The 5,244-nt window shown below is 68.6% G+C and carries 5 protein-coding genes; 4 read left to right on the top strand and 1 reads right to left on the bottom strand.

Translation table 11 applies throughout. The features are described from left to right. The 3 genes from KBA23_RS15560 to KBA23_RS15550 form a co-directional block, all read left to right on the top strand. On the top strand, positions 1 to 272 hold a 272-nt coding region (locus tag KBA23_RS15560), incomplete at its 5' end, for a hypothetical protein (RefSeq protein WP_290742802.1). After that, positions 269 to 1,951 (top strand): Hsp70 family protein, encoded by a 1,683-nt coding sequence (locus KBA23_RS15555; RefSeq protein WP_290742799.1) that lies wholly within the window; start codon positions 269 to 271, stop codon positions 1,949 to 1,951. The genes KBA23_RS15560 and KBA23_RS15555, both read left to right, overlap by 4 nt. 9 nt (positions 1,952 to 1,960) lie before the next feature. Continuing rightward, entirely contained in the window at positions 1,961 to 3,367 is a 1,407-nt protein-coding gene (locus KBA23_RS15550; RefSeq protein ID WP_290742796.1) for a hypothetical protein, read from the top strand. Between the two features lie 156 nt (positions 3,368 to 3,523). On the opposite strand, the gene KBA23_RS15545 is transcribed toward KBA23_RS15550, so the two are convergent. Next, positions 3,524 to 4,687 carry a hypothetical protein gene (locus KBA23_RS15545; RefSeq protein ID WP_290742793.1) on the bottom strand — a complete coding sequence of 388 codons (1,164 nt, stop codon included), beginning with the start codon at positions 4,685 to 4,687 and terminating at the stop codon, positions 3,524 to 3,526. Positions 4,688 to 4,898: 211 nt separating this feature from the next. Here KBA23_RS15545 and KBA23_RS15540 point away from each other — a divergent pair. Next, positions 4,899 to 5,244 (top strand): hypothetical protein (locus KBA23_RS15540; RefSeq protein WP_290742791.1); only part of this gene is annotated, 346 nt, incomplete at its 3' end.

Raw genomic sequence — 5,244 nt, 5'->3', positions numbered from 1 at the left:
TCGCCGCTCTGGGTGGGGCGAAGCCGCCGAAGCGCGAGTTCTCGGTCGGCACCGCGCGCCTGCTTTTCCGTTTCGCCGGCCCGCTCTTGAAGCTCGCCGGCCGGCCGCTGCCGATCCCGCTCGAGCAGCTGGAGTCGCTCGACCGCCATTGGAACTTCGCCGACCACCGCGCCCGCACCGAGCTCGGCTGGACGCCGCGCGGTCTCGAAGAGGGACTCGGCATCACCCTCGACTACCTGCGCAAGCAGGAGGCGGCGATGCGGCCGCAATGAAATCCGCCCGCGGCTGGGCGATCGATCTCGGTACCACCAACACCTCCGTCGCGCGGTGGCACGATGCGGAGGGTCAACCGCGAGTGCTCGAGCTCGCAGCGGTCTGCCGCAACGCCGGTCCACGAGACCCGATGGATGCCGGCCGGTTGGTGCCGTCGGCGGTCGATCTCGACGACCGTCCCGGCCTGGTCGATCGGCTCGGAGCCTGGCCGGTGATCGAGCGCTCTGCCTTTCTCGGCCGCTGCGCCGTTATCGGCCGGCAAGCGCTCGAGCGCAACGCCGCCACGGTTCGTGCCAGCTTCGTTCCAACCTTCAAACCGGGCCTGTCGACCGAGCCGTTGCGTCCGCTCGCCCGGTTGGGGGACGAGCCGATCACGGCGCGGCGCGCGGCGCATCGCTTTCTGCGCGAGCTGCTGCGCGAGATCAAGGTCGCGACCGGGGAGCGCCCGCGGGAGCTCGTCGTCACCGCACCCGTCGCGGTCTTCGAAATCTATCGCGCCGAGCTGCAGCGGATTCTCCTCCGGCTCGGCGTCGGTGCCGTCCGCTTCCTCGATGAGCCGGTGGCGGCGGCGATCGGCTACGGTCTCTCTCTCACCCAGGACCGCACCATGCTGGTGATCGATGTCGGCGGCGGCACGATGCACGCGGTGCTGGCGCGGATCTCGCCCAGGCACGCGCTCGCCGGACAGGCGACGGTACTGGCGAAGAGCGGCAGACCGTTCGGCGGCAATGCCGTCGACGGCTGGGTCCTCGAAGCGCTCTGCGCGGAGGTCGGCTACGACCTGCGGCGCGACGGCGAAGACGAGGTGGCGCGGCTCTGGCGGCGCTTCATGCTGGCCGAAGCCTGCCGGGTCAAAGAGGCGCTTTTCTTTGCCGACACGGAGGCCTTTCTCGTCGATCCTCCGGGCCCGCCGCGCGCAGTGCGCGAGCCGGTGCGCTTCACGCGTGATCGCCTGATCGGCATCCTCGACGACAGCGGTTTCTATCGCGGACTCCATGCCTCGATCGACGAAGTGCTGGCGCAGACTGGGATGCGCGCGGGCGACATCGAGGACGTCCTCGTCGTCGGCGGCTCGTCGCTCCTGCCCGGCTTCTTCAGCCGTCTCGAGCAGCGCTTCGATCGCGGCCAGATTCGCGCCTGGCAGCCGTTCGAGGCGGTCGTGCAGGGCGGCGCGACGTTTGCCGGCGGGCGCATGGAAGCCGACGACTTCATCGTCCACGATTACGCTCTGGTGCTGCACGATGCCAAGTCCGGCCAGCCCGAGTACAACGTGGTCGTGCCCAGAGGCACACGCTTTCCGACCGCGAGCGACCTGTGGAAGCGGGAGATCATCCCGACCTGTGCGCTGGGCGAGCCCGAGTCGCTCTTCAAGCTCCTGGTCTGCGAGGTCTCGCGCGCCAACGGCGATCGCCGGTTCGTGTGGGACGCTACCGGGCGCCTGCACCGGATCGGCGGCGAGCCCGGACAGGCGGGCGGCGAGCCGGAGATCGTCGTGCCGCTGAACGAGGCGAATCCGACTCTCGGCGTGCTCGACCCACCGCACCCGCCGCACGAGCGTCGCCCGCGCCTCGAGGTTTCCTTCGGCGTCAATGCCGACCGCTGGCTGATCGCCACCGTCCGCGACCTGCTGACGCAGCGCGAGCTCCTCGCCAGCGAGCCGATCGTGCGGCTGGTCTGAGCGTCGGCGATGGGAGAGGTGGTCTTCTATGTCGTGGCCTTCACCGTCTCGGCGCTCGCGCCCTATAGCCTGTGGTACCTGATGAGGAGCGGCAAGCATGCCATGGACGACTGGCCGGCGGCGGCGGCGAGCCTCGGTCTCGTCGTGACGCAACGCGAACGTCTCTGGCGCCACCGAGTCGTCGCCGAATGCGATCGGCTGCGAGCCACGTTCAGTGCCTCCCAGGGGGACCAGGAGCACGCCACATGGACGCACATCGTGGTGGCGCGCCGCGACCGGCCGGCGCACGCCATCTGGATCGAGCTCTCCAGCTTGGCTCAGCTCGCAGCGGGCCGGCCCCCTGCCGCCGACGTGACCACAGGCGACCATGGATTCGATCGGGCGGCGACGCTGCTCGGCCCGGCGACCCACCTCCTGGCGACCCTCGATGCCGCGACGCGCGCCAGGCTGATCTTCCTCGCTCGCAACGGACCGGTCACCGTGGTCTCCGGAGAGGTCCAGGTGACGGTCGATGAGGGCCAGCTCGAGACGGCGCGGCGGCGCCACCTGGAAAGCGTCATTGCGGTCTCCGACCGCCTCTTCGGCGAGCTCGACCTCGAGGTGGAGCTGGCGCGCAACGCGCGCGAGGATCCGCACCCGGGGGCGCGCGAGCGCAACCTCGCCGAGCTCGCGCGCACCTTCCGCGGTGCGCCGCGCACGCAGGAGGTTCTGCGCGCCGCGCTCGCCGACGCCTCGCCCGCGGTGCGAATCCGCGCCGCCTGCGAGCTCGGTGAGGAGGGGCGCGAGTTTCTGCAGCGAGTGACCGAGGATGACGCCGCCGGCGACGAGATCGTCGCGGCGGCGATCCGCGCTCTCGGCGCTCATTTCGGCGCGGATCGAGTCGAACGAATGCTCAAGCCCGCGCTGCGTGCGCGGCGCGGCGCGACGGCCGCTGCCTGCATCGAGCGCCTGGGGGCCGGCGACGTTGCGGACGCCGTCGCGACTCTCAGCCGAATCCTGCGGGTGGAACGGGGTCCACTGGCGATCGCCGCAGCCGGCGCGCTCGGCAGGCTGGCTGGCTCTTCGGCCGATCCGGCGGCCGAAGGCCCGCTGGTCGAGGCGCTGGCGACGGAGGACCGCGAAGTCGCACTGGCAGTGGTCGAAGCGCTCGAGCGCGTCGCGACGGTCGCTGCCATTGCGCCGCTATCCGCGGCGGCCGAACGGAACCGGCGGGTCCCCGGTCTGCTGCAGGCGGTGCGCCGGGCGATCGCCGCGATTCAGTCGCGTGTCCCCGGCGCCGCCCACGGCCAGCTCTCGCTCGCGCCGGCGCTCGGCGGGTCGATCTCACTTGCCCCGGAGCAGAGCGGCCAGCTTTCGCTTGCCGACGACCCCGCGGGGAAGATCTCCGCCGTCGCGCCGCCCGTCGACCGGCAGTAGGTGCCTGTCCACCGCCCGCACCGAGCTCGGCTGGCACCGGCGCGGCGTCGAAGAGGGCCTCGGCATCACCCTCGACTGCCTGCGCAAGCAGGAGGCGGCGAGGAGTACTGTCAGCTGAATCCGGGGTCTCAGGCGGACCCGCTCAGCGAGGCAACCTCAGAACGCGCAGGCGAGCGCACCGTTGTCGAACACAGGAGCCAGAGCGGCTCCCGGTGGATTGTCGACGTCGTAGACCGCGCCGGTGATCATGTCCGTGATCCGGAGAGATACCCCGACGTTGGTCAAGCCCGAGAAGTAGACCCAGTAGTGCCCGTTGTTGCTGCAACCGTCGACGATCTTGAGCAGAAGCTCCAGGTTCTCGGGCTGGAAGAAGCTGAACTTGAGACTCTCGTCGCTCTCCACCTGGGGCGTAGCGTCGCCTGCACGGCCGCCGAAGATAGTGGCGTCGTAGGTAGCGTCGATGGCGAAGCGTCGGTGCTGCAGGCACGCGCGCGTAAATGTCGGTAGGCAGCCTTCGGAACCCGCAGCGGGAGCAGCCGCATACTGGGTGAAGGCCTGGCTCCCGAACGGGCCGGGGTAGAGCACGGGTCCGCCGATTCCGACGATCGAGTCGTCGCCCTGGAGCCGGTTGAAGTTCCCGTCCGCGATCAACATGTCGCCTGCGGCATTGAAGAGCGGCTGGCCGATGTCGTAGACAGTGGACTCCCAGATTCGTGAGCGCTGGTGCTGTGGAATCGTGAGCGTGTCGACGTAACTGACGCAAACCGAGGAGCATGGCTCGCGACCGGTGAGATAGAGCTTCTGGTCGATCGGGTTGAACGCCAGCCCAAGCAACTCCTCGCCCACCGGAAAGTCGATCACCGGCGTGACCTGGCCTGTAGCTCGATCCAGCGTGGCCAGGGTGTAGTGAACCAGTGCCGAGTCGTAGAACCTGAGATACAGGAGGCCAGAAGGCGAGAAGACACCGAGACCGGATGGAACCAAGGGGCTGGGCGGAAAGACGAACACCTCCTGCAAGTGCCCAGAGCCGACGGGGAATTTTCCCAGTACCGATCGATTCGACGTGAAATCCGAGTAGGTGACCCAGAGGATACCCGTGACGGGGTCGGTGACGGCAGCTGTGAGCCACGCCGGATGTTCGGGATCGAACTGGTAGAAATTCTGCATGGCGAGGTGGGAGGCGCCGGTTTCGAAGTCGACCGCAAAGGCGGAGATCGTGTACCCGCCGACTGCCCAATAAGTGTCCGCCCTGACAGGTAGCGTCGCCAACACGAGGAGTAAACCGTTCGATAAGAGCGTCACTCTCCTGAGCAGTTTCATGTCGGATCTCCAGTTCCTGGGTTGACCGAGCCGGGGCTCTCGCCAGCGTCGTCCAGAGAGTAGACGATTCTGGGAGCGAAAACGTCTAGTCAGGCCCGGACGCGGAGAAGATGCTCAATCGGCAGGCATCGGGTACTGTTTCGCCCCTACGATCCATGAGGGAGGATTCATGAGGGCTCGCCCAAGAACGAAGTGGCGCGCGATCGCCGGCATGTTTTCTGTCGCCGCGTTGGCATGGAGTGCCCTTGCGGGGGAGGTCGCTGCACCAAGCTACGCCGACCTGCTGACGCTCTTCGCCGATTGGCGGGCCTTCGAGAGTCCGCCGCTCGGTGAAGGGGCGCCGGACTACTCGGCGGCGACGGTGGCGCGACGCCATGCCGAGCTCGCCGGCTATCGCGCGCGGCTCGATGCCTTCGACGTTTCGGCCACCGCCACCTGGCCGATCGACCGGCGGGTCGACCTCGAGCTGGTGCGAGCGGAGATGAACGGTTTCGACTTCGACGCGCGCGTGCTGCAGCCGTGGGTGCGCGATCCGGCCTTCTACGCCACGCTATGGA

Source organism: Amaricoccus sp. (assembly GCF_017995835.1).
Classification (GTDB): domain Bacteria; phylum Pseudomonadota; class Alphaproteobacteria; order Rhodobacterales; family Rhodobacteraceae; genus Amaricoccus.
The sequence above is the reverse complement of the archived record's forward strand: the minus strand, read 5'-3'. Positions and strand labels throughout refer to the sequence as shown.